The organism is Flavobacterium sp. (genome assembly GCF_017744675.1).
Classification (GTDB): domain Bacteria; phylum Bacteroidota; class Bacteroidia; order Flavobacteriales; family Flavobacteriaceae; genus Flavobacterium.
The window spans coordinates 104,245-125,138 of sequence record NZ_JAGIAV010000004.1 but is presented as its reverse complement, the minus strand read 5'-3'; the positions used below and the strand labels follow the sequence as shown (position 1 = coordinate 125,138).

Annotated in this window: 25 protein-coding genes and 1 tRNA gene; 14 read left to right on the top strand and 12 right to left on the bottom strand. The window is 32.9% G+C overall.

Going from position 1 to position 20,894, the window contains the following annotated elements; translation table 11 throughout:
* Window positions 1-14: 14 nt before the first annotated feature.
* From J7574_RS10845 to J7574_RS10810, 8 genes are all read left to right on the top strand, one after another.
* Window positions 15-947 (top strand): transglutaminase, encoded by a 933-nt coding sequence (locus tag J7574_RS10845; RefSeq protein ID WP_290968034.1) that lies wholly within the window; start codon window positions 15-17, stop codon window positions 945-947.
* A gap of 217 nt (window positions 948-1,164) precedes the next feature.
* Window positions 1,165-1,530 (top strand): hypothetical protein, encoded by a 366-nt coding sequence (locus J7574_RS10840; protein ID WP_290968033.1) that lies wholly within the window; start codon window positions 1,165-1,167, stop codon window positions 1,528-1,530.
* A 206-nt stretch (window positions 1,531-1,736) separates the two neighbouring features.
* Entirely contained in the window at window positions 1,737-3,323 is a 1,587-nt protein-coding gene (gene abc-f / locus J7574_RS10835) for a ribosomal protection-like ABC-F family protein (RefSeq protein WP_290968030.1), read from the top strand.
* 144 nt (window positions 3,324-3,467) lie between these two features.
* The gene (locus J7574_RS10830; RefSeq protein WP_290968027.1) at window positions 3,468-4,520 is read left to right on the top strand and encodes a linear amide C-N hydrolase; all 1,053 of its coding nucleotides are present in this window, start codon (window positions 3,468-3,470) and stop codon (window positions 4,518-4,520) included.
* Window positions 4,521-4,838: 318 nt separating this feature from the next.
* Entirely contained in the window at window positions 4,839-5,156 is a 318-nt protein-coding gene (locus tag J7574_RS10825; RefSeq protein ID WP_008464153.1) for a helix-turn-helix transcriptional regulator, read from the top strand.
* A 3-nt stretch (window positions 5,157-5,159) separates the two neighbouring features.
* Entirely contained in the window at window positions 5,160-5,627 is a 468-nt protein-coding gene (locus tag J7574_RS10820; protein ID WP_290968019.1) for an SRPBCC domain-containing protein, read from the top strand.
* A gap of 7 nt (window positions 5,628-5,634) precedes the next feature.
* A complete protein-coding gene (locus J7574_RS10815; RefSeq protein WP_290968017.1) occupies window positions 5,635-6,012 on the top strand; it encodes a DoxX family protein in 378 nt (125 codons plus the stop codon).
* An 11-nt stretch (window positions 6,013-6,023) separates the two neighbouring features.
* The gene (locus tag J7574_RS10810; protein ID WP_290968015.1) at window positions 6,024-6,581 is read left to right on the top strand and encodes a DUF4256 domain-containing protein; all 558 of its coding nucleotides are present in this window, start codon (window positions 6,024-6,026) and stop codon (window positions 6,579-6,581) included.
* A 34-nt stretch (window positions 6,582-6,615) separates the two neighbouring features.
* Here the strand turns inward: J7574_RS10810 and J7574_RS10805 are convergent, their stop codons facing one another.
* Complete coding sequence (locus tag J7574_RS10805; RefSeq protein WP_290968013.1) at window positions 6,616-6,966, bottom strand: DUF2200 domain-containing protein; 351 nt, start codon at window positions 6,964-6,966, stop codon at window positions 6,616-6,618.
* Between the two features lie 34 nt (window positions 6,967-7,000).
* The gene (locus J7574_RS10800) at window positions 7,001-7,744 is read right to left on the bottom strand and encodes a hypothetical protein (protein WP_290968010.1); all 744 of its coding nucleotides are present in this window, start codon (window positions 7,742-7,744) and stop codon (window positions 7,001-7,003) included.
* A gap of 97 nt (window positions 7,745-7,841) precedes the next feature.
* On the opposite strand from J7574_RS10800, the gene J7574_RS10795 reads away from it, so the two are divergent.
* A complete protein-coding gene (locus tag J7574_RS10795) occupies window positions 7,842-8,258 on the top strand; it encodes a VOC family protein (protein WP_290968008.1) in 417 nt (138 codons plus the stop codon).
* A 90-nt stretch (window positions 8,259-8,348) separates the two neighbouring features.
* Here the strand turns inward: J7574_RS10795 and map are convergent, their stop codons facing one another.
* From map to J7574_RS10760, 7 genes are all read right to left on the bottom strand, one after another.
* A complete protein-coding gene (gene map / locus J7574_RS10790) occupies window positions 8,349-9,113 on the bottom strand; it encodes a type I methionyl aminopeptidase (RefSeq protein ID WP_290968005.1) in 765 nt (254 codons plus the stop codon).
* 114 nt (window positions 9,114-9,227) lie between these two features.
* Complete coding sequence (locus tag J7574_RS10785) at window positions 9,228-9,965, bottom strand: SDR family oxidoreductase (protein WP_290968001.1); 738 nt, start codon at window positions 9,963-9,965, stop codon at window positions 9,228-9,230.
* An 80-nt stretch (window positions 9,966-10,045) separates the two neighbouring features.
* On the bottom strand, window positions 10,046-10,615 hold the full coding sequence (locus J7574_RS10780) for a Crp/Fnr family transcriptional regulator (protein WP_290967998.1): 570 nt from the start codon (window positions 10,613-10,615) through the stop codon (window positions 10,046-10,048).
* A 64-nt stretch (window positions 10,616-10,679) separates the two neighbouring features.
* Window positions 10,680-11,129 carry a GNAT family N-acetyltransferase gene (locus J7574_RS10775; protein WP_290967996.1) on the bottom strand — a complete coding sequence of 150 codons (450 nt, stop codon included), beginning with the start codon at window positions 11,127-11,129 and terminating at the stop codon, window positions 10,680-10,682.
* A 36-nt stretch (window positions 11,130-11,165) separates the two neighbouring features.
* Entirely contained in the window at window positions 11,166-11,561 is a 396-nt protein-coding gene (locus J7574_RS10770) for a VOC family protein (RefSeq protein ID WP_290967993.1), read from the bottom strand.
* Between the two features lie 68 nt (window positions 11,562-11,629).
* Complete coding sequence (locus tag J7574_RS10765) at window positions 11,630-12,127, bottom strand: hypothetical protein (protein ID WP_290967991.1); 498 nt, start codon at window positions 12,125-12,127, stop codon at window positions 11,630-11,632.
* Between the two features lie 82 nt (window positions 12,128-12,209).
* Window positions 12,210-13,052 (bottom strand): chromate resistance protein ChrB domain-containing protein, encoded by an 843-nt coding sequence (locus J7574_RS10760; protein WP_290967988.1) that lies wholly within the window; start codon window positions 13,050-13,052, stop codon window positions 12,210-12,212.
* 189 nt (window positions 13,053-13,241) lie between these two features.
* On the opposite strand from J7574_RS10760, the gene J7574_RS10755 reads away from it, so the two are divergent.
* Both J7574_RS10755 and J7574_RS10750 read left to right on the top strand, forming a co-directional pair.
* Window positions 13,242-13,757 carry an endonuclease V gene (locus J7574_RS10755; RefSeq protein WP_290967987.1) on the top strand — a complete coding sequence of 172 codons (516 nt, stop codon included), beginning with the start codon at window positions 13,242-13,244 and terminating at the stop codon, window positions 13,755-13,757.
* 10 nt (window positions 13,758-13,767) lie between these two features.
* Window positions 13,768-14,538, top strand: a complete 771-nt coding sequence (locus tag J7574_RS10750; protein ID WP_290967984.1) for a hypothetical protein — start codon at window positions 13,768-13,770, stop codon at window positions 14,536-14,538.
* 69 nt (window positions 14,539-14,607) lie between these two features.
* Here J7574_RS10750 and J7574_RS10745 read toward each other — a convergent pair whose 3' ends face one another.
* Complete coding sequence (locus J7574_RS10745) at window positions 14,608-15,189, bottom strand: HD domain-containing protein (RefSeq protein ID WP_290967982.1); 582 nt, start codon at window positions 15,187-15,189, stop codon at window positions 14,608-14,610.
* A gap of 124 nt (window positions 15,190-15,313) precedes the next feature.
* Between J7574_RS10745 and J7574_RS10740 the strand changes: the two genes are divergently transcribed.
* Entirely contained in the window at window positions 15,314-15,817 is a 504-nt protein-coding gene (locus tag J7574_RS10740; protein ID WP_290967980.1) for a hypothetical protein, read from the top strand.
* Window positions 15,818-15,985: 168 nt separating this feature from the next.
* Here J7574_RS10740 and J7574_RS10735 read toward each other — a convergent pair.
* Window positions 15,986-16,060: transfer RNA gene (locus tag J7574_RS10735), tRNA-Val, on the bottom strand.
* A gap of 264 nt (window positions 16,061-16,324) precedes the next feature.
* On the opposite strand from J7574_RS10735, the gene J7574_RS10730 reads away from it, so the two are divergent.
* Window positions 16,325-18,109 (top strand): ABC transporter transmembrane domain-containing protein, encoded by a 1,785-nt coding sequence (locus J7574_RS10730; RefSeq protein WP_290967978.1) that lies wholly within the window; start codon window positions 16,325-16,327, stop codon window positions 18,107-18,109.
* Between the two features lie 173 nt (window positions 18,110-18,282).
* Here the strand turns inward: J7574_RS10730 and J7574_RS10725 are convergent, their stop codons facing one another.
* Window positions 18,283-19,452, bottom strand: a complete 1,170-nt coding sequence (locus J7574_RS10725) for a proline dehydrogenase family protein (protein ID WP_290967976.1) — start codon at window positions 19,450-19,452, stop codon at window positions 18,283-18,285.
* 246 nt (window positions 19,453-19,698) lie between these two features.
* Here J7574_RS10725 and aroB point away from each other — a divergent pair, with 246 nt between their 5' ends.
* A complete protein-coding gene (aroB, locus tag J7574_RS10720; protein WP_290967974.1) occupies window positions 19,699-20,766 on the top strand; it encodes a 3-dehydroquinate synthase in 1,068 nt (355 codons plus the stop codon).
* The last annotated feature ends 128 nt before the right edge of the window (window positions 20,767-20,894 follow it).

Sequence of the window (20,894 nt, the reverse complement as noted above, 5' to 3'; positions counted from 1 at the left end):
CTTTTTTGATTCGTATGATGAAGTTCCCTAAAATTGACTTACCGTATTTAAAATCCAAACTTCAGGTGAAATCGCCGTGGGACAGGATTATTATTTCGCTGTTGAGTCTTTTGATTACTATACCGATTTTCATCATATTGCATCAAAATTTAATCGATTTAGAATGGCCATTCAATCTGGATCGCGTATTCATCTTTATTTTTGTTTTTGCCACAATTTTTTTCGTTCTGATGTACCTTAGAACTATAATTATTCTATGTGTTGCAGTTTATTTATTAATTCTGTTTTACGGGTCGGTAATTGGAAATTATGGCTTTAGCGAAATCTCAGAAGATTACAATTCTATGATTTATACCATGTCAGACAATCCGTATCCTCAAGATATTATTGTAGCCAAACTGCTTCCGTTTCCTAATAAGTCAAAGATTATAAATGCAATAGAATACCAAAATCCTAAAGTGCGAAACTTTGCTATTATGGCAACTACAAAACACTTTAAGGGCATTAGAGGTTATTCAGATTATCGTACAATAATTCAGTGTTTTGCTGTTTTTAAAGAAATAAATAGCAGATGGAATTACGTAAACGATCCAAAAGAAGGTGATTATATCGCAACCGCCAGCGAATCTCTTGAGTATTTCTCAGGCGATTGCGATGATCACTCTATTTTAATGGCAGCTGCCGTGCGCTCAATTGGCGGAACTCCCCGCCTTATTCATACCAAAGGCCATATTTATCCTGAAATTTTGATTGGTTCAATGATCGATCTGGAAAAAGTCAATTATTTGATTAAAAATGTTCTCTTTGTAAAAGAAAGCTACGGCAAAAAACTGCATTACCATATAGACGAACGTGGCCAAGTTTGGATGAATCTGGATTATACGGCAACTTATCCTGGAGGTCCGTTTATGTACGAAGAAATTTTAGGAGCTTTAACTCTAAATTAATCTAGTTTAGGAAGTCTGTTAGATGTGTTTTAATTACGTTTAACGTCAATTTTTAAACAACTGGTTATCAGTTGAAGTCCCAAAAACAAAGGCTTTCTGTATTAAAAGCAACACAATTTAAGAAGTAAAGAAAAATCTTTATAAATATTTGACTACGAGTATTTTAATGTCGTTTTTTTTTGTAACTTTTTACTGTTTAACTTTTAATCACAAAATCATGAAAAACTTTAAATTATTTACCCTCGTAATTGCAATTGCTGTCGTAATAGTTTCATGCCATCTTAAAAGAGACAAGCTTGTGAATTCATGGAAAGTTACTGCCGTAGAACCAAAAGAATCTGTTTCTGATTCTACAAAAAGCGCGATTTTGGCCAATGGAATGCTTACCTTTACAGAAGATGGGCATGTGACCGGATATCTACTTCGTGAAATTACAGACGGAACATACGCGTTAACGCAAAAAGGTAAAAAACTTGTTATTAAAGACGAAGTTGGAACACCTTATGTTTGTGAAAGTACCATCACAGACGATACATTAATTCTAGATACCAAAGAAGCCAAACTAACATTTAGTAAAATTTAAAATATAGAGTTACAACGTAATTCAATGTTAAAAAACCATTCTTAACAATCGTTAGAATGGTTTTTTGATTTTTAAAACTAAAATAAATATCTTTGCACTTCTTAAATAAGCATCGCTCTATGTGAAAAATAATTTCTTTCAGGAAAATTTAGTGGCAACCGCAAGTTTGTGGCTGCTAGAATATTTATCTATAAAAGAAAGGAATTATGCTTATTCTTCAAAATATCTCTTATCAGCATGAGAACAAAGACATGCTGTTTCAAAACATTAGCTTTACGCTAAACAATCACGACAAAACCGCTTTGGTCGGAAATAATGGTGTGGGGAAATCTACACTTTTAAAAATTATTGCTGGCGAACTGCAGCCTTTTTCAGGACAGATTATTCAGAATTCAAAACCTTATTTTGTTCCGCAATTATTTGGACAGTTTAATGGATTGACCATTGCTGAAGCTTTACGTATAAAGGAAAAAGTAGCATCACTTAAAGAAATACTTGAAGGTGTTGTAACCGAAGAAAATCTTCAATTGCTTGATGACGATTGGACAATAGAAGACCGTTGCAATGAAGCGTTGTCTTACTGGCAGTTGCACGATTTAGATCTAAACCAAAAAATGGAAACTCTAAGCGGCGGACAAAAAACGAAGGTCTTTCTAGCAGGAATCATGATTCACGAATCCGATTTGGTTTTGTTAGACGAACCTAGCAATCATCTGGATTTTGCTGGAAGAACTTTATTATACGATTTCATAAAATCTACATCGAGTACGCTTTTAGTTGTCAGCCATGACAGAACACTGCTTAATATTTTGAATAAGACTTTAGAAATGACTAAAAATGAAATTTCGGTCTATGGCGGCGGTTATGATTTTTACAACGTACAGAAAAAAGTAGAAAACAATGCTTTAGAACAAGATGTTCAGAGTAAAGAAAAAGCATTGAAAAAAGCCAAAGAAAAGGAACGAGAAAGTATAGAACGCCAGAATAAACTGGATTCGAGAGGCAAAAAGAAACAGGAGAAATCAGGTGTTGCTAGGATTATGATGAATACGCTGAGAAATAAAGCGGAGAACAGCAGCTCGAAACTTAAAGATGTTCATGCCGAAAAAATAAGCGGTATTTCAGAAGATTTAAGACAGTTGCGTTCGTCGCTTCCAGCAATAGATCAGATGAAATTTGGTTTTAATGCTACTTCTGTCCTTAAAGGCAAGGTTCTTTTTAAAGCTTTAGAAATCAATTATAATTATGGAGAGAAAGAGCTTTGGAGAGACGATCTTAGTTTTGAAGTTCTATCTGGCGATCGTCTGGTTATAAAGGGATTAAATGGTTCTGGAAAAACAACTTTAATCAAAATCATTCTCGGAGAGTTGAGTCCAACGAAAGGACAGATTACATCTCTAGCTAAAAAAGCAATTTATATCGATCAGGATTATTCTTTATTGAATCAAGATCTTAAAATTTACGAACAGGCTCAAGTTTTCAACGATTGCGGTTTAGAGGAGCATGACATAAAAATGAGATTGAATCGTTTTTTATTTTCTAAAAACGATTGGGATAAACCTTGCAGTGCGCTAAGCGGAGGTGAGAGAATGCGATTAATGCTGTGTTGTCTTACTATTAGCAACGAATCGCCTGAGATTATAATCTTAGACGAACCTACAAACAATCTGGATATTCAGAATATCGAAATCCTGACAGCGGCAATCAATGAATATCAAGGCACTTTAATTGTGATTTCGCACGATCAATCGTTTTTGGAACAAATTAATATCGAAAAAAGCATTTTGCTTTAAAACAGAAATAACTAGCGCTGAAATATTTTCGGGGCTTTTCTTTTAGTACAGGTTTGATATTCAGAATTTTAAATTAAAAATTTCGTAAATTGCAGTAAAAACTGATAAATTCGATTGTTACGTATAATTAAAATTTGAAATTTTATGAAACCACAAAACAGAATTCTTCCTGCCCTACTTGCTTTTACTTTATTAATAACCGAAACCGTTCTTCCTTGCACAAGAGTCGTTTACGAAGGTTTAAACGGAACCATAATTACTGCTCGCTCTATGGATTGGAAGGGTGAAATTCCTGCCAACTTGTGGATTTTTCCTCGCGGAATTGAAAGAGCTGGAGAAGTTGGAACCAGTTCGATTAAATGGAAATCCAAATACGGAAGCGTTATTACAAGTTCGTGGGACATTGCTTCTTCTGACGGAATGAACGAAAAAGGACTTGTGGGCAATCTTTTATGGCTCGTAGAATCTCAATACCCTGCTTTTGAAAAGAACGGAAAAGTGAAAGGTTTGGCTGTTTCTTTATGGCTTCAGTATGTTTTGGATAATTTTTCGACAGTTGCAGAAACGGTGTCAGCATTAGGAAAGAATGATTTTGTAATTACTTCTTCGCATATCCCGGGAACGAATATTTTTGCGACTGTTCATCTATCTATTTCTGATGCCAGTGGCGATAATGCCATTTTCGAATATATAAATGGCAAACTGGTTATTCATCACGACAGAAAATATGTTGCAATGACCAATTCTCCGATTTTTGACCAGCAATTAGCGATTAATGCCTATTGGAAAGGAATTCCGGGTACAATTATGCTTCCAGGAACCAATCGTGCAGCAGATCGCTTCGTACGAGCTTCTTATTATATTGACGCTATTCCAAAAACAGACAATACCAGAACAGCTTTGGCAAGTGTATTTGGAGTGATTAGAAATTGTTCTGTTCCTCTTGGAATTTCGTCTGAAACCGAACCAAACATCTCCTCTACTCGCTGGAGAACGGTTGCCGACCAAAAAAACTTAGTTTATTATTTTGATAATGTATTAAATCCGAATGTGATTTGGGTTGAATTCAGTAAAATTGATTTTAGCGAAAAAGGAAAAATCAAGAAATTGAGTTTGGCAAATAATGAAAATTATTCGGGTGAATCATTGATAAACTTCAAGGAAACTAAGCCATTTCAGTTTGCCGGATTGGATTAATTAAACCCGTTAAATGAGACCTTTTAACACATAGAAACATAGCTTTTAGGGGTTAATAAAGGCGTTTCACTTAAAATATCACACATAGAACTATGTGTTAAAGCTTGCTTTTTCTATACTCTTAAGCAGAGGTAATATAATCTATGATTCTATGTGTTTAAGCTAGTTTTTTTTATTCACGCAACGAGTTAATTAAATAAAACTAAACGTAAAACCTTCAAATTTAAAAGTTTGAAGGTTTTCTTTTTGAAAAAAAAATGAAAAAAAATATTGCGCAGTCAAATGACTTCGTTATATTTGCAGTCAAATAACTGCATAATGGAAATTAGAAGAGACGTTTTTCAAGCAATAGCCGATCCTACTCGAAGAGCTATTTTAAGTTTAGTTGCCATTCAGGCTATGACTCCCGGGGCAATTGCCGAGAATTTTAATTCGTCAAGACAGACGATTTCAAAACATATTCAAATTCTAAACGAATGCGAATTATTGCATCAAACACAGAACGGAAGAGAAATTTATTATCATTTAAACCCAGAAAAAATGAAAGAAATTGACAAATTCATCGAACCTTTTAGAAAAATGTGGGATGATCGTTTTAATAAGTTAGAATCAATTATGAAAAATTATAAAAAATAAACCATGGAAAAGAAAACCAAAATTCACGCTGAAGATAACAGGTACGACCTCATAATTACAAGAGAATTTGACCTACCCGTAGAACTTCTATTTAAGGCACACACCGAATCTGAAATTGTAGAACAATGGATGGGAACTAAAGTCTTGAAACTTGAAAGCAAAAAACATGGCGGTTGGGAATATGAAACCAGTGATCCTAACGGAAATGTGGTTTTTAGAGCCAATGGTGTTATTCATGATTTTGTTCCGAACCAAAAAATAGTGCGCACTTTTGAAATGGATAATGTCAATTTTGCTCCTCAATTGGAGTTTTTAGAGTTCGAAAAACTAACAGATGAAACCAGTAAATTAACGATGCAGATTATTTATAAATCAATTGAGCACAGAACTACGCAATTAAAACTTCCTTTTGCTCAAGGCTTAAATATGGCGCACAACAGACTAGAAGAAATTGCATCTAAACTAAAATAAAGAAATCATGACAAAACGCAACAAAATTATCTATTGGATTGCCACGCTTTGGCTGGCTTTAGGAATGACATCAACAGGAATTGTGCAGCTTATACCATTGAAAGAAGAAGCCGAAATGATACAGCATTTGGGTTATCCGCTTTATTTGCTAACACTTTTGGGAGTTTGGAAGCTTCTTGGTGTTATCGCCATTTTGATTCCTAAATTTGGTTTATTGAAAGAATGGGCTTATGCAGGTTTCTTTTTTGCCATGTCTGGTGCCGTAGTTTCTCATTTGGCTATGAAAGAAGATGCTTCTACGCTTTTCGGACCGATATTATTAATTGTTTTAACGATAGTTTCTTGGTATTTCAGACCAGAAAGCAGAAAATGCAGTTCAAATTAAACGACAAAATCATGAAAAAGCAACTGACAGCAAACGAGCAAGAAGAATTATTAAGCATTCTTGAAAAACGTTTTGAGAAAAACAAAAACCGACATGAAGATCTGGATTGGGCCAAAATTGAAGCTAAATTAAAGGCAAATCCAGAAAAATTATGGTCTCTAGAGCAAATGGAGCGAACTGAAGGCGAACCTGATGTTGTGGGCTATGACAAAAAAACGGACGAATATCTTTTTGTAGACTGCTCTACTGAAAGTCCAAAAGGGCGAAGAAGCATTTGCTACGATCATGAAGCGCTTGAAAAAAGAAAAGAACACAAACCAGCCGACAGTGCTATAAATATGGCGCAAGAAATGGGAATTGAGATCTTAAACGAAGAACAATATAAAGAGTTGCATAAGCTAGGAAAGTTTGATGCCAAAACTTCGAGCTGGATTTTAACTCCGCCAGAAATACGAAAATTAGGCGGTGCAATCTTCTCAGATTTCAGATATAATACCGTTTTTGTCTATCATAATGGTGCCGATTCTTATTATGCAGCACGAGGCTTTCGAGGTTTATTGAGAGTTTAAAAAGCAAGGTCTTCAAACAATTTGAAGGCCTTTTTTATTCTCTGAGAATTTTTTCCATCTTTTTTCCTTTGGCAATTTCATCAATTAGCTTGTCAAGATATCGCATTTTTTGAATTAATGGATCTTCAATCTCCTCTACTCTATAACCGCAGATAACTCCCGTAATTTTAGAAGCATTCGGATTTAGTTCTGGAGCTTCTGCAAAGAAAGTTTCAAAATCTACTTTTTTTTCAATTTGTTCTTTAAGCTGTTCGTTAGAATAACCTGTTAGCCATTTAATTACGATATCTAGTTCTTCTTTCGTTCGTCCCTTTTTTTCGACTTTTTGAATGTATAATGGATATACGCTAGAAAATAGTAGTTTATAAATTCTTTCCGTTTTCATTTTTTTACTTTTAATTCGCTAAACTATCTCTTTATTAATATTCTTCAAGCGGGTCGTAATTGGCAAATCTAATCATTTCATCATTTGTACCCGAATACGCTTCAGATCTAAGTTTTATTTCCTCGTTATTTTCAATTCTATAAACATCAATATTGCCATCCAAAATATCTACCCTCGCAAATTCAACCAATTGATCGTTTCTAAGCTTTAAAAAAGTTGTAGTTGTGCCTGCGTATACACTTAAGGCATCTATACAATTTAGCCTTTTATTATACTGAATATTAGGATATAGATCAGAGTTCTTTATTTCGATAAATTTATCTTGTTTCTTAGAAAAAACAAATAATTTTCTAAGATCATTTGCCCCTCGTCCTGCTGTAGAATAATGAATTGTAAAATCATTTAATCCATCATTATTAAAATCTTTGATCTCTGTAAGCAAAGGAATATCACTTTCTTTCTTTAAAGAATAATTTTGAATTTTGTTCCATTTGCCATTTTTTTTCAGAAAGAGACTGAATGAAACATTGGTGATAGAGTCTATTGTAGTCTGAGATATTTCAATTTTATACTTTTTTGCTTCTGCAATTTTAATACTGTCGACAAACGTTTCATTTTTTGTTACAGTTTCCATTTTTTGAGTTGGTTTAGATTCTAATGGACTTTTTATTTTTTCTGAATGTATAGATTTTGAAGAAATAGAGTTTCCGTTTTTAAGTGATTTATTGGTACAACTAATCAGTAAAACAAAAAATGCGAATAAAACATTGTATCTCATTTATTTGATTTTAAATTAATAAATATTTTGAGCAACGTAAAATTAGATAATGTAAAAAAATAATCTACCTTAGTTATAGAAAATAAAATGGGAAAATATGGAAAACTCAATAAATGAAAACAATTCAAGTGATACGACACCAAAAGTGACAGGAATCGGTGGTATTTTCTTTTTTCTAGACAATCCAAAAGAAACGAAAGACTGGTACGCAAAAAATCTAGGATTAGAAATTAATGATTGGGGTTCTGCTAGTTTTGAATCCAGAAATTTGGAAAAACCAGAACAGATTGAATCAACGCAATGGTGTCCTTTTAAGAAAGGAGATGAATATTTTTCTCCATCAAAAAAGGAGTTCATGATTAATTATCGCGTTCAAAATATTGAAGGTCTTTTAGAAAAACTAAAAGCTAATGGAGTTACCATTCTCGACGATATCGCAACCTACGATTACGGTAAGTTTGTTCATATTATGGACGCTGAAGGCAATAAAATAGAACTTTGGGAACCTGCTTAAGTAATTATTAATGGTTGATGGTTGATGGTTAGTGGGGCTGAAAATAAAAACTCCATTATTGCTAATGGAGTTTTCTTTTATTTAGATTTTTTAATTCCAAATTTCATTCATTTCCGTTAAAATAATTGGCTTTCCTTCTGTCACTACAATTGTGTGTTCGTGTTGCGCCATAAATCCTCCTTTGTTTCCAACCATTGTCCAGCCATCTTTTTGCGTTTCGGCATAAGTAGAAGTGGTTGAGATGAAAGTTTCAATTGCCACAACAGAATTCTTCTTAAATCTCGTCTGATTAAAACGATCTCTATAATTGGCAATTTCATGCGGTGCTTCATGAAGGCTTCTCCCTACTCCGTGTCCGGTTAGGTTTTTAATTACTTTATAACCACGTTTTTTTGCTTCAGTTTCAATTAAAAATCCAATATCAGAAATGCGAACTCCACCTTTTATACTGTGAATGGCTTTATGTAAAATATCCTTAGAAGCCTCAATCAGTTTTTGGTGTTCATTAACATCATTTCCAATTACAAAAGAACCTCCATTATCCGACCAGAATCCGTCCAGTTCAGCCGAAACGTCGATATTAATTAAATCGCCTTCTTTTAAAATTCTTTTTTCAGAAGGAATTCCGTGGCAAAATTCATTATCAACGCTGATACAAGTCCAACCAGGGAAGCCGTAAGTTAGATATGGCGCAGATTTCGCTCCCAAATCATTCAAAATTTGTCCGCCGTAATCGTCTAATTTTTTTGTAGACATTCCAGGTTGGGCAAATTTCCTCATTTCTTTTAAAGTAAAAGCGACTGCTTCACTCGCTTTTTTCATTCCTGCTAATTCTGCTTCCGTTGTTATGGACATGTATTTGCTCTTAAAATTAATAAAGGGCTAAATTTACCTTTTTTCTGCAAAATGAACTGTTATTTTAATGCCAAAACCTTCCAAAATATAAGATTTTAAAAGGTCTTTCTATTTTTACCAAGGGCTTTCCTCGCTTTTATCTTCAATATCATTACTAAAGAATTTTCCTGTTGGTCCGTTTTCATCAACTAAAGTATGCTTTATAATGAAACTTGCAGCGCTTTCGACACTTCCAGGGCCATTGTGGTTATTAAAATCGGTTGCAGTATAACCCGGATCGATTGAATTTATTTTGAATGGAAGATCCTTTAATTCATAAGCTAAAGTTACAGTAAAGGCGTTTAAAGCGGTTTTGGAAGAAACATACGAAATGGCTTTTATAGCATAATATTTCCAACTTGGGTCGCTGTGTAAAGTTAGTGAACCAAGTCCAGATGTAATATTGCTAATTCTCGGACTTTCAGATTTTTTTAATAAGTCAAGAAAAGTCTGCGTAACGGTAATCACTCCGAAGAAATTCGTATCAAAAACTTTCTGAATGTTTTCTATAGAAGTTGTAGAAGGATCTTGCGGAACATTGCCTAAAATCCCAGCGTTATTAATCAGAATATCGAGTTTGCCTTTTTCTTCTTCTACTTTATTTTTTGCTGCTAAAACACTTTCTGCATTTGTAACGTCAATTTGTATGGCTTGAATGTTTTGAAATCCTTTTGCGTTCAATTCTTTTACTGCCTCTTCACCTTTCGCAAGATCACGTGTTCCTAAATAAACAAATAATCCTTTTTCTGAAAGCTGTTTGGCTATTTCTAAACCGATGCTTCTATTTGCGCCTGTAATAAGTGCTGTTTTCATTTTTTATCTTTTTAAAATTATCTGAAGCAAAGTTCAGTCTATAAAAAACAAAAACATTTGCCATATGACAAAAAGCGATTTTAACGGATGTTTTTTCTAATTCTGCTTAAAGAAGATTGTGTGATTCCGAGATAAGAAGCCAAATACGAAAGCGGCACTCGATTAATGACATTTGGGAACATTTTCATAAAAGACAAATAACGAGTAGTAGCATCTTCAGCAACCAAAGGACTTCTTCTGGCAACTTTTTGAATCAAAGCCTTAGAAATGATTTTATGAACAATAGTGTCCCAGCCAATAATAGTATCCAATAGTTCTTGCCAGTCTTTCTTTGAAAACACAATTATTTTACAATTTGTAACGGCTTGAACATAACAAGATGAACAAATTTCATTATCAAAACTTTCTAAATCTACGACTAGATTATTTTCTTCGATGAAATATTTTGTAATTTCTTCGCCTTTATTATCGTAATAGCAAACACGCATAATTCCGTCTATAATAAAACCGACTTCAACAGCAACTTTTCCAGCTTCTGCAAAATAATGCTCTTTACGAATTTCTCTTTCTTGGGCTTTTGAGGCAATTAAATCAATTTGCTGCTGATTTAAATTGCCAAACTGTAATATATAATTCACTAATTCTTTCATGTCCGAAAGTTAGGCATAAGTTTTTATTGAAAATTTGCCATATGGCAAAAAAGAATTAAACTTCCTAAACATTTTTATAGACATTCGGATTGTAAAGTTCCATGTAAACTTCTGGATTTGGGACATGTTTGAAACCATATTTTTTATACAGCCATTCTGCAGTAGAAGTTAATAAAATCCATCGCCTTAAGCCTTGTAAATTAGGATGTGACATAATGCAATCCATCATTTCTTTAGAAAGTCCTTTTCCGCGGTAATTATCCAAAATATAAACATCTCCTAAATAGGCAATAGTCGAAAAATCAGATATGATTCGAGCAAAACCAATTTGTTTTTCTCCATGAAAAAGTCCGAAATTTAACGAATTATCAATTGAGATTTTTACTTTTTCTAACGGAATATTATCGCTCCAACCTGAATCTTTAGATAGAAAATCATGTATTGCTGCAATGTCAAGTTTAGATTTATCTGTTGTAATAAGAAACTCTCCAAACGTGTGTTCTATTATTTGCATTATTTTGTTTTTTCAAATTAAATGTTTCGAATCAAATTACATTCCTGGCCAGTACAGAAAATTAAACTTATGTCCGTCTGGATCTGAAAAACCAAAAGTGTAGCCAACTTCAAAATTCTCTGGTTCTGAGAAAATGGTTCCGCCTATTTCTTTTATTTTTTTGTACCAAAGATCTACTTCTTCTACACTATTTGCCGACAAAGAAAATATAATTTCATTTTCGTTATTGGCATTTACAAGTTTTCCTTTAATAGCATCTTCTAATCTTTTGGGAGCGAAAAAGTTAATTACAAAATCATTTTCTCCAAAAACAAAACTTACCAATTCTTTCGTTTCTTGCCCGTTTTGCTTGAAACCCAAATTGGTATAGAATTGAATTGTTTTTTCTAAATCGTGAGAAACCAAGTTGCCCCATATCATTTTAGTTTTCATAAGCTTAGTTTTTATAGATAACTAAATTAAGCAATTAATTTGGGAAAACTTGGTTTCTTTAAATTGTTTTAAAAAGCAATTCCAAACTGGAAACCTACGGTAAAACTGGCAGGATGGTCATTTCCAAATCGAACAGGCAGCGGAACAGCAACATAGTAACTGCAACTGCTGCTTTTAATTATTGTTTTATTAAAAACGGGTGTAAAACCATATCTTCCGCTACTTTCAAAAGCGGCTCTACCTGCAAAAGTGTAACCTTTTCCTAGAGCAACTAAAACTCCGGGATGAAATAGCAAATTGGTTACTTTACTTGTGCCCTGATCGTCTTTTATATTGGGAACAACTTCAAAAGAGAATCCGATTTTTTCGTTTTTCCAGATATTAATACCTGTAGGGAAACCAACAGCATAATAATCTCTAAAATTTACTGTAGTTTCGTCTTTGTTAATAGTAACTATTGGATGCATTATACCAAAATATCCCGTTATTTTTGGATACGTGGTTTGAGAAAAAGCTGTAAAACCTGCAAGCAATACAGCAAAAAAGAAAGTGTGCTTCAATGACATTGTTTCTAGTTTTGATTAGTCTAACAAAACTAAAAATGTTCCCTTTTAAAAAATAGAACTCAATTTACCTTTTGTATCTGGTTTACTTTTTTGCCTTTTTTCTATAAGAGGAAGGATTTTTTCCTGTATGGAGCTTGAAAATTCGAGTAAAATGGCTTTGGTCTGAAAAGCCTGTCATGTAAGCTATTTCTGTTAGATTATGAGACGAGTTTTCAATAAGATGGATGGCTTTTTCAATGCGAAGTTTTCTAACATAATCGCCAAAATTTAAATCCTCAAAATGCTTTGAAAATTCTCGAGATAGATAAGACGGATTTAAATCTAATTCGTTTGAGATTTTCTTTAAATCAAAAGTAAACTGAGCATCAATCTGATCCTGAATGATATTTTTTAAATCCTTTACCCAAGAAGGCGTCTTGCCTGCAGATTTTTTATCTTTTAGAAACTTATTGTAAACCTCATGCAGCAGTTTCTCAAATGGACTATTCTGCAAATGGTTTTGCTGATACAAATGTGTTGCCCAGCTATATAAAGCGTCATACAAAATCATTCCCGTTTCAAGAAGCTCATAATCGTCTTTAATATTATGAGCCAATCCAGCCGAAATGGCCCAAAGTCCAGCCGATTCTTTGGCAATTTCGTGTCTGTCGGTATCTGCTCCACGCACAATTCCTGCGATAATTTTAACTGCAGGATCCTTGATTTCATATTTCTTGACAATATAATCAAAAGTACATTCCTCATTGTAATGCGTAAACTCAACCTCTGGAATATCAAATGGAATGGCGTCAAGCTCTTTTGCCTTTGTTAAGACATCATTAAAAGGAACATAAATGAATTCAGCTTCTCGGTCAACAAATTTTCGTATGAGCCATGGGCAAGCAATTCGGTCAATTTTTGGTCGTTCTCTGGTAATCCATTTCATTTGAAATACTTTTTGAGGAATGTTTCTGAAAATTTTAGCTAAACTACATCTATTTATGAGTTTTTCAAAAACCTGAATTTTAAAGTTTTGCGATTTGACTTCAAAATTTTAAAAATTAAATACTTCTGCTACGAAGATACTTTGTAAGGTTTTTCTAAATTAGCAAAAATAAAAATTTTTCACAGCCTCATGATCTTAGCTTTCGACACTTATTATTTTGACCAAAAAGCAAAAACAATCTGCCTTGAATTTGCAGAATGGGACGAAGACAAAAACTTTAAAATCCATTCTGAGACCATAGAAAATGTTGCGGAATATATTCCTGGAGAATTTTACAAAAGAGAATTGCCTTGTATTCTGAGTTTATTAAAGCAAATTGATTTATCTACAATTGAAACTATTGTTGTGGACGGATTTGTGTATTTAAATGATGAAAACAAATACGGTTTAGGCGGTTATTTATACGAAAAACTAAATAAAGAAATTCCGATTATTGGTGTTGCCAAAACTAATTTTGCTTCTATAGAAAAGAATAAAAAAGCGCTTTATAGAGGCGATAGCAAAAAACCGCTTTATATTACTTCTATCGGAATTGATTTGGATGACGCTTATAAAAAAGTAGAAAGTATGGCTGGAAAGTTTAGAATGCCTACTTTGCTGAAAGAATTGGATAGATTGACTAAAGAAAATTTAAATATTAGCTAAAAGAAAACATATGGAAGAAAATAAGAAAAGTCCTTTTGAAGGGTTTCAAGAAATTCTAGAACAGCAACACTCGAATGCAATTGGAAACATAAACAATGTTTTATATAATGATATATTTGAAACAGCTAAAATTGTAGAAAACAATAATGAAGAATTAGATTTAGGTGAAATTTTAGGAAATCTACGTGAAAGATTTAAAAATGAAGATCTAAATCAGGTTACAGAAATATTTATTTATTCTCAAAGTTTTTTATCGACTAATGAAGATCCATTACCAATGACTTCTCAATTGTGTATTTCAATTGGTAAGTTATTTACAAACAAGAATCTTCATTATACTGCAAGTAAAGTGTATAGTAAGGACGAAATTGAAGGTGGATGCGCACTTTCTTTTTTGGTTTATTTAGCGATGCATGAACAACACACTTCTTATATTCTTAGTTTTATTAAAGAAAATTTTGAAGGTTTTTCTCAAAATGAAAAGACGAAATGTGTGTTTCAACTTAGAGACGTACTCCCAGATAATGAAATTGCTGCCCAAATAGTTAAGAATAGTGGTATTACAAAATATGAACTTACCTTTAGTACAGAAGTAGAATCTATTTCAAGGCCAATTACATTCCAGATTGAAAACAGCCAAAACAACACAAAGGTTAAAGTTGAAGAACAAAATCTAAAAAATGAAGAGCCGATTATAAAAGTCGAAGAACCAAGCTTAAAGAAAAAGAATGTACTATCTGATGAAACAAAATCAAAGAAATGGTTTGAGTTTTGGAAATAGGAAAATTATTGATTTAATGTCTTTTAAATTAGTATAGAAGAAACTCCCCAATTTCTTGAGGAGTTTCTTCTATACTAATTGGTTTGCGCTAAGAAACCTATGATACTCTTTTATTTTAAGTTTCAATCTATTTGCCAAATATTCGTTTCCTTCTTTCAGTTCACCATGAATAATTTCTGCCTCTGCAATGTATTTCAGCTTTTTATCATCATTCCAATAAAAAGGTGGTTCGTAAAGGTTTGAGATTCTGTCGGCCATTTTTACTGCCCAAACTTCTACAGGCTGTTGTTTGATTCTTCTTAGACTATCCGTCATTTTTTCAGACGAATCTTCGATTTTATCATTTTTCGTTAAAGCAAGAACTCCAGACGCAACTTCACTGCCAAACAAGTCAATTACTTTTTCGTATTTCATTTCGGTGTCTTCAATTGTATCATGAAGCATAGCGCATTTAATGGCTAAATCGGCATTCATGTTTTCGGTATATCTGATAGCATTTAAAATCTCAAAAACAACACCTCCAATATGATTAAGATATTCTACTTTTTCACCTTCGTTAAATCCGCCATATTTTTGTCCATCATGAAGTTTTGAAACCAGTTGCCAAACATTCTGAATTTCATCTATTGACCAGTCTTTTTGCTGTTGCATAATTTTAATTTTGATTGGATGTAATTTATTGATTTTTTTAAAGACCTGCAAATATTTAAATTCTAAATTATCGTGGTTTTATTACATTAGCATAAAAAATAAATAAAAATTAAATCTGTTTTTAATGACTAAAACAATTATAGAGAACTTGAAGATTTTGTCAGAAAATTACAATCTTAAATTTGATGCTTTCTCAAACTCAGTTATTTTTATTAATGAAATAAATAAAATTAGAGTTCAGCTTGAAAATGACGTTAGTTTTAGAATTACATACAATTTTCATTTAGAAGAAAAAACGCTTTTAATACCAGAAGAAGCTGTGTATCATTTTTGTTTGGATTTATTTAAAAGAAAAAATGACGGTATTGAAGAGGCTTTTGTAGGCAAACGAATGAATATCAACAAATGGTTTAAAATTGAAGAAAAAGAATCATTAGATATTGTTAACGCCATTCAAAAAGAATTAGATTATAATCATAGATTAAAACATTTAGTTTTACAAAGCAATCGATTTGAAGTAACCTATTTTAACGGTCTGTTGATCTTAGAAGATAAAGAGAAAGAATATTTTTCTAATGTATTCAATTTTAGAAAAATAATAGATCACGATTATAAAGAAATCATATAAAATAAAGGGCATCATTCTGCCACAATATGAAAATGGTTTTATTTTAATTTAAACTTTATACTAAAATTAATTTCTGCAAGAAATACATAAATAGGATGTCTTAGCAGATTTAATAGCAATTAAAAAAAAACTCCAAAATCATAAGACTTTGGAGTTTTTTAAATTCTGTGGGCGATGAGGGGTTCGAACCCCCGACCCCCTCGGTGTAAACGAGGTGCTCTGAACCAGCTGAGCTAATCGCCCTATTTTACTAGACTGCTATCATTGTGATTGCGAGTGCAAATGTACAGCTAGATTTTATATTTACAAGCATATTTTGAAAAAAAATGAAATATTTTTTTTGATTTTCATTTACAAAGCTATTTTTCAAACGATTAAAAAGTAAAGATTTTTTATTCTTTTCTTATATTTTCGTTAAAAAGCCAATTTGAAAGTTCTAATTCTTAATATTCCTTTGTAGTGATTCGACTTAGTCATACATTTGCATACCTAAAATAGTATATCCTAATGGCACGATTTAAAGAAAATGATTTACCTAAATCAAAAATAACGGCTACTTCACTTAATAAAGCAAAAACAATTTTTACATACGCAGGACATCACAAATGGAAATTCTTCATTGGTCTGATTTTTCTTCTGCTTACTGGCGCCACTGCTTTGGCTTTTCCAAAATTGATGGGAATGCTTGTAGATTGCGTGAAGAATAAAGATAATGACCAAGCCAATCAAATTGCATTGGGACTCATTGTTATTCTTTTTTTACAGTCTTTCTTTTCTTTTTTCAGACTTTCATTGTTTGTAAACTTTACCGAAAATACATTAGCCAATTTACGTTTGGCTTTATATACCAATTTGGTAAAATTGCCTATGACATTCTTCTCTCAAAAAAGAGTTGGAGAATTAAACAGCAGAATTAGTGCCGATATTACCCAAATTCAAGATACGCTAACGACTACTATTGCAGAATTTTTACGCCAGTTTATCTTAATTATTGGAGGTGTTATTCTTTTGGCGACAGAAAGTTTTAAACTTACTTTATTAATGCTTTCTGTGGTTCCGTTAGTAGCTGTCGCAGCGGTGATCTTTGGTAGGTTTATTAGAAAATATTCTAAGAAAGTACAAGATCAGGTTGCCGAAAGTCAGGTAATTGTGGAAGAAACTATGCAGGGAATTAGTATTGTAAAGGCTTTCGCCAACGAATGGTACGAAATCGCTCGTTATAAAGGAAAAATTAGCGAAGTGGTAAAATTGGCGATTAAAGGCGGCAAATACCGTGGTTATTTTGCTTCGTTTATTATTTTCTGCCTCTTTGGAGCAATCGTCGCTGTAGTTTGGTACGGAGTTCGTCTAAGCATAGCTGGCGAAATGAGCGTTGGGCAACTAATTTCATTCGTATTGTATTCTACGTTTGTTGGAGCTTCTTTTGGAGGAATTGCCGAATTGTATGCACAGATTCAAAAAGCAATTGGGGCAACAGAGCGTGTTTTTGAATTGTTGGATGAAAAACCTGAAAAAATCAATTCAGATTCAAGTCAAAATCAAGAAAAAATTAAAGGAAATGTTACTTTCAAAAATGTAGCATTTAGTTATCCTACACGTCAAGAAATCCAAGTTTTAAAGGAAGTAAACTTTTCAGCAGAATATGGACAAAAAATTGCCATTGTTGGACCTAGCGGTGCCGGAAAATCAACTATTTCCTCTCTCCTGCTTCGTTTCTATGATATTACTTCTGGAGAAATTACCGTTGATGGGAAAAATATCTACGATTACGACCTGGAAAACCTTCGCGGTAATATGAGCATTGTCCCTCAAGATGTAATTTTATTTGGCGGAACAATTAGAGAAAACATTGCATACGGAAAACCAGATGCTACTGACGAAGAAATTATTCAGGCGGCGAAACAAGCCAACGCTTTTAATTTTGTGGATGGCTTTCCTGAGAAGTTCGAAACATTGGTTGGAGAACGAGGTGTTAAACTTTCTGGAGGTCAGCGTCAGCGTATTGCGATTGCTAGAGCATTGCTAAAAAATCCAAGTATTCTGATTTTAGACGAAGCCACTTCTTCTTTAGACAGCGAAAGCGAAAAATTAGTTCAGGAAGCTTTAGAAGTGCTAATGGAAGGAAGAACAAGCATTATAATTGCTCACCGTCTTTCTACCATTAGAAACGCAGATAAAATCTTAGTTTTAGATAATGGAAAAATTTCAGAAGAAGGAACGCATCAAGAATTAATAAACTTAGAAAACGGAATTTATAAAAACTTGAGTAATTTACAGTTTAGTAACTCTTAACTCAAATTCCAAAGTTTTAAAATTCCAAATTCCAATTAAAAACGATAGTTCAAACCCGACAGGTTTTAGAAACCTGTCGGGTTTTATTTTTAGCAACAAAAAAACTCCAATCAAAAAGATTGGAGTTTTTTTTATATCTGCAAACCGAGACAGAAAACTGAAAAACTAAAAAATTATTTTCCTTTTCTTCTCTTGCGTTCTGCTTTAATCATAGACAATTCGCGGCTTGTTTGTCCTGCAACCGAAGTATTTTCTTCTGCACGACGAATCAAGTACGGCATAACATCTTTTACAGGTCCGAACGGCAAGTATTTCGCAACATTATAGCCGTTATCTGCTAAGTTGTAGCTAATATTATCACTCATTCCGTATAATTGTCCGAACCAGATTCTAGGATCGTTTTTGGCGATTCCTTTCTGCGCCATCATTTCCATTAATTTATAAGAACTCAACTCATTGTGAGTTCCTGCAAAAATGGCCATTTTATCAATATGCTCCAACATATATTGTACAGCATTATCGTAGTTTACGTCTGTAGCTTCTTTAGAAACGCAGATTGGAGAAACATAACCTTTTTCTTCGGCTCTTTTGTTTTCTTTTTCCATGTAAGCACCACGAACCAATTTCATTCCGATATAAAAACCTTCCGCTTTTGCAACTTCGTGAAGTTTTTTCAAATAATCTAAACGATCCCAACGATACATCTGTAAAGTATTGAATACAATAGCTTTTTCTTTATTGTATTTACGCATCATATCTGTAACCAATTCATCGGCAGCATCTTGCATCCAGCTTTCTTCACCATCAATCAATAAAGCAACATCTTTTTTATGCGCTTCACCGCAAACTTTATCAAAACGAGCTACTACTCTATCCCATTCTGCTTGCTCGGCTGGATTAAGAGTTTGTTTTTCTCCTAATTTCTCGTACAATTCAAAACGACCTAAACCAGTTGGCTTGAAAACAGCAAACGGAATTGCCAAACGTTCTTTAGCAAAATCGATTGTTCTTAAAGTCATTTCTAAAGCGGCATCAAACTGCTCTTCTTCTTCTTTTCCTTCCACAGAATAATCCAAAACAGAAGAAACTCCTTTTGTAAACATCTTATCTACAACAGTAAGACAGTCGTTTTCGTTTACACCACCACAGAAATGGTCAAAAACAGTTGCACGAATTAGTCCTTCTACTGGTAAATGAGCTTTAATTGCAAAATTAGTCACAGCAGTTCCTATTCTAACAAGAGGCTCGCTGTCAATCATTTTGAAAAGGAAATAAGCTCTATCAAGCTCTGTGTCGCTTTTTAGTGAAAACGCAACTTGAAAATTGTCGAATATCTTTTCCATTAAGTTTATTTTTTATGCAAATATAGAGACTGTTTTGAATATTATTTATTAAACGGCATCATATTTTTATAAATTATTAATAAGAATGTCAAAAGCATTAATTTATGATGTAAATGTTTACTACTTAAAGCATTTTTGTCTTAATTTTAAAGAAGCAAACCTGCATTTTAAACAAATTAGCCCTAAAGTTTGAATATTATTAAGCTAAAAATGCCTTATTTTGCGCTTTCAATTAACTAAAGAACTATGCAATCTATTCAAGCCAATAATTATCTCGTACATTTTAATGAGAATGCTTACGAAGCTTTAAATAAACATTTAAGAGAAAGTAAATATTCAAATATTTTTATAATTGTTGATGATCAGACCAATGAGTATTGTTTATCTAAATTCATTCCGCTTTTAGAAACCGATTTAGCTATCGAAATCATTGAGTTTGAAGCTGGAGAAGCAAATAAAAATATTGAAACTTGTATTGAGATCTGGAATATTTTGACAGAGCTTGGAGCAGACAGAAAATCACTTATTATTAATTTAGGTGGCGGCGTTGTTACAGATTTAGGAGGTTTTGTTGCTTCTACTTTTAAAAGAGGTGTAGATTTCATTAATATCCCTACTACTCTATTATCTATGGTTGATGCTTCTGTTGGAGGAAAAACAGGTGTTGATTTAGGAAATCTAAAAAATCAGATCGGAGTAATCAATGTACCTCAAATGGTACTAATTGACACGCAATATCTAGAAACTTTACCGCAAAGCGAAATGCGTTCTGGTTTGGCAGAAATGCTAAAACATGGTTTAATATACGATGCTCCTTATTGGAGGCAGTTTTCAGATTTAAAATCAATAGTTTTTGACGAATTAGATCAGTTAATTTATCGTTCTGTTGAAATTAAAAATGAAATCGTAATCCAGGATCCAACGGAAAAAAACATTCGCAAAGCGTTAAATTTCGGGCATACTTTAGGACACGCTATTGAAGGATACTTCTTGGAAAGCGAAGAAAAAACTACACTACTTCACGGAGAAGCGATTGCAGTTGGAATGATTTTAGAAAGTTACATTTCGCTTCAAAAAGGATTAATCTCTCAAGAAGAATACAGAGAAATAAAAGCAGTAATAAAAGATATATATGATGATGTAGTTTTTGAGGAAAATGACATCGATCCGATCTTGGAATTGTTAATTCACGACAAAAAAAATGAATACGGTTTAATTCAATTTGCATTAATTGAAGGAATCGGAAAAATAAAAATTAACCAATCCGTTGAAAATAAATTGATTCTAGAAGCGTTTGAGGATTATAAATCTTAAACTTTTTTTAATCAAAAGCGTTGCATTTGGTATATATTATTTTTTACATTTGCCCCATGAAAACAAACAAGCAGCAAAGGCACTTCAGCTCTTACCGAAACAGACTCAACAGTTCTTTATTGAGAATA

What these genes read in the sequence shown, in the direction of transcription:
- J7574_RS10780 (WP_290967998.1), bottom strand. Translation starts at nt 10,615, where the DNA reads ATGAAAGAATTAGTGAATTATATATTACAGTTTGGCAATTTAAATCAG.
- J7574_RS10770 (WP_290967993.1), bottom strand. Translation starts at nt 11,561, where the DNA reads ATGAAAACTAAAATGATATGGGGCAACTTGGTTTCTCACGATTTAGAA.
- map (WP_290968005.1), bottom strand. Translation starts at nt 9,113, where the DNA reads ATGTCCATAACAACGGAAGCAGAATTAGCAGGAATGAAAAAAGCGAGT.
- J7574_RS10845 (WP_290968034.1), top strand. Translation starts at nt 15, where the DNA reads ATGATGAAGTTCCCTAAAATTGACTTACCGTATTTAAAATCCAAACTT.
- J7574_RS10760 (WP_290967988.1), bottom strand. Translation starts at nt 13,052, where the DNA reads ATGAAATGGATTACCAGAGAACGACCAAAAATTGACCGAATTGCTTGC.
- aroB (WP_290967974.1), top strand. Translation starts at nt 19,699, where the DNA reads ATGCAATCTATTCAAGCCAATAATTATCTCGTACATTTTAATGAGAAT.
- J7574_RS10810 (WP_290968015.1), top strand. Translation starts at nt 6,024, where the DNA reads ATGAAAAAGCAACTGACAGCAAACGAGCAAGAAGAATTATTAAGCATT.
- J7574_RS10740 (WP_290967980.1), top strand. Translation starts at nt 15,314, where the DNA reads ATGACTAAAACAATTATAGAGAACTTGAAGATTTTGTCAGAAAATTAC.
- J7574_RS10795 (WP_290968008.1), top strand. Translation starts at nt 7,842, where the DNA reads ATGGAAAACTCAATAAATGAAAACAATTCAAGTGATACGACACCAAAA.
- J7574_RS10745 (WP_290967982.1), bottom strand. Translation starts at nt 15,189, where the DNA reads ATGCAACAGCAAAAAGACTGGTCAATAGATGAAATTCAGAATGTTTGG.
- J7574_RS10830 (WP_290968027.1), top strand. Translation starts at nt 3,468, where the DNA reads ATGAAACCACAAAACAGAATTCTTCCTGCCCTACTTGCTTTTACTTTA.
- J7574_RS10815 (WP_290968017.1), top strand. Translation starts at nt 5,635, where the DNA reads ATGACAAAACGCAACAAAATTATCTATTGGATTGCCACGCTTTGGCTG.
- J7574_RS10765 (WP_290967991.1), bottom strand. Translation starts at nt 12,127, where the DNA reads ATGTCATTGAAGCACACTTTCTTTTTTGCTGTATTGCTTGCAGGTTTT.
- J7574_RS10840 (WP_290968033.1), top strand. Translation starts at nt 1,165, where the DNA reads ATGAAAAACTTTAAATTATTTACCCTCGTAATTGCAATTGCTGTCGTA.
- J7574_RS10775 (WP_290967996.1), bottom strand. Translation starts at nt 11,129, where the DNA reads ATGCAAATAATAGAACACACGTTTGGAGAGTTTCTTATTACAACAGAT.
- J7574_RS10725 (WP_290967976.1), bottom strand. Translation starts at nt 19,452, where the DNA reads ATGGAAAAGATATTCGACAATTTTCAAGTTGCGTTTTCACTAAAAAGC.
- J7574_RS10805 (WP_290968013.1), bottom strand. Translation starts at nt 6,966, where the DNA reads ATGAAAACGGAAAGAATTTATAAACTACTATTTTCTAGCGTATATCCA.
- J7574_RS10825 (WP_008464153.1), top strand. Translation starts at nt 4,839, where the DNA reads ATGGAAATTAGAAGAGACGTTTTTCAAGCAATAGCCGATCCTACTCGA.
- J7574_RS10820 (WP_290968019.1), top strand. Translation starts at nt 5,160, where the DNA reads ATGGAAAAGAAAACCAAAATTCACGCTGAAGATAACAGGTACGACCTC.
- abc-f (WP_290968030.1), top strand. Translation starts at nt 1,737, where the DNA reads ATGCTTATTCTTCAAAATATCTCTTATCAGCATGAGAACAAAGACATG.
- J7574_RS10755 (WP_290967987.1), top strand. Translation starts at nt 13,242, where the DNA reads ATGATCTTAGCTTTCGACACTTATTATTTTGACCAAAAAGCAAAAACA.
- J7574_RS10800 (WP_290968010.1), bottom strand. Translation starts at nt 7,744, where the DNA reads ATGAGATACAATGTTTTATTCGCATTTTTTGTTTTACTGATTAGTTGT.
- J7574_RS10785 (WP_290968001.1), bottom strand. Translation starts at nt 9,965, where the DNA reads ATGAAAACAGCACTTATTACAGGCGCAAATAGAAGCATCGGTTTAGAA.
- J7574_RS10750 (WP_290967984.1), top strand. Translation starts at nt 13,768, where the DNA reads ATGGAAGAAAATAAGAAAAGTCCTTTTGAAGGGTTTCAAGAAATTCTA.
- J7574_RS10730 (WP_290967978.1), top strand. Translation starts at nt 16,325, where the DNA reads ATGGCACGATTTAAAGAAAATGATTTACCTAAATCAAAAATAACGGCT.